Source organism: Paraburkholderia sp., assembly GCF_049581445.1.
Taxonomy (GTDB): Bacteria; Pseudomonadota; Gammaproteobacteria; order Burkholderiales; family Burkholderiaceae; genus Paraburkholderia.
Genome location: NZ_JBAURZ010000244.1, coordinates 1 through 1,545, shown reverse-complemented (window position 1 = coordinate 1,545; position 1,545 = coordinate 1). Strand labels below are relative to the sequence as shown.

Genomic DNA, 1,545 nt, shown 5'->3' with positions numbered 1-1,545 from the left:
CACCTGGCCAGCACGCTGCAGAAGCTCGCTGCCGCGTCCCCCGCCACCCGCGATCGCGCCGAAACCGCCATGTCCGGCACGCTGAAAATCGCGCTTGCGCAACTGGCCATGCTGCTGCAGCCGAGCGAAATCACGCGCGCCACCGTTCCGCCAGAAATTGCCCGAGACTGGGTCTCACCTGACGGCCGCGCGCTGGTCGATATCGCGCCGAAGGTCGCACCCGGCGCGGACCCCGGTGACGATGTGCTGCTGCGCCGCTTCGCGCGCGCCGTGAAAACCGCGGAACCCGGTGCGATCGGCGGCACGATCTCAATCCTGCATTCCGCTGACGTAATCATCAAGGCGTTCCTGCAGGCGGCATGCTGGGCACTGCTGACAATCACGATCCTGCTGTGGCTGGCGCTGCGCCGCATCGGCGACGTGCTGCGAACGCTGATCCCGCTGCTGGTTTCGGCGCTGGTGACCCTTGAACTGTGCGTCGTTTTCGGTATGCCACTAAACTTCGCCAATATCATCGCGTTGCCGCTCATGCTTGGTGTGGGTGTGGCGTTCAAGATTTACTTTGTGATGGCATGGCGCAACGGGCAAACCGGCCTGCTGCAGTCAAGCCTCACTCACGCTGTGATGTTCAGTGCGGCCACCACCGCCACCGCATTCGGAAGCCTGTGGTTGTCTCATCACCCAGGCACGTCGAGCATGGGGCGGTTGCTCGCGCTGTCGTTGTTATGCACACTTATCGGTGCCGTGGTTTTTCAGCCCGTCCTGATGGGCAAGCCGCGCCCTCGTCGCGCTTCGAAAGAAAAGCAAGGAATCAAGCAATGAAGATGCGAACCACCGCGCTGGCCCTGCTAATAGCGGGCCTTGCGTCCGGGTGTGCGACGGGTCCCGACCGCAAGCCGGGCGACCCGCTTGAACCAATGAACCGCGAGATATTCAAGTTCAACGACGTCCTCGACCGCACGATTGCGCAGCCGGTCGCGAAGGGCTATCAGAAGGTGACGCCGCAACCGATTCGTCAAGCCATCAGCAACTTCTTTTCGAACCTCGGCGATCTCAGCAATGTCGCAAACAACTTGCTGCAGTTGAAGATCACGGACGCAACCGAAGACCTCGTGCGCTTCGCATTCAATTCGACCTTCGGCCTGGGCGGCCTGATCGACTGGGCGACACCAGCGGGCCTGCCAAAGCATCACCAGGACTTTGGGCTAACGCTGGGCCGCTGGGGCGTGCCGTCAGGGCCGTACCTGGTGCTGCCGTTATTCGGACCAAGCTCATTCCGGGACAGCCTCGGCTACGCGGTGGACTACCGCTTTAATCTGATAACCTACCTGGAGCCTGGGGTACGTAACCCGATGTGGATCGCGCAGTTCGTCAGCGCGCGCTCCGACCTGTTAGGCGCATCCAGTCTGCTGGACGCCGCCGCGCTGGATAAATACTCGTTCGTACGTGATGCATTCACCCAGCAGCGGGCCTCGCTATTGAGGGGTGGAAATACGACTACGCCCGCGCCGTTGCCGAACTACGGTGACCCGGACGCCCCGGGGG

The 1,545-nt window shown here is 62.3% G+C and carries 2 protein-coding genes; both read left to right on the top strand.

Translation table 11 applies throughout. From position 1 onward, the window contains the following. A partial coding sequence (locus WCA85_RS20940) for an MMPL family transporter (protein WP_424066786.1) occupies positions 1–822 on the top strand: 822 nt, incomplete at its 5' end. Then, the coding region (locus WCA85_RS20935) for an MlaA family lipoprotein (protein WP_424066785.1) at positions 819–1,545 on the top strand (727 nt) is incomplete at its 3' end. The genes WCA85_RS20940 and WCA85_RS20935, both read left to right, overlap by 4 nt.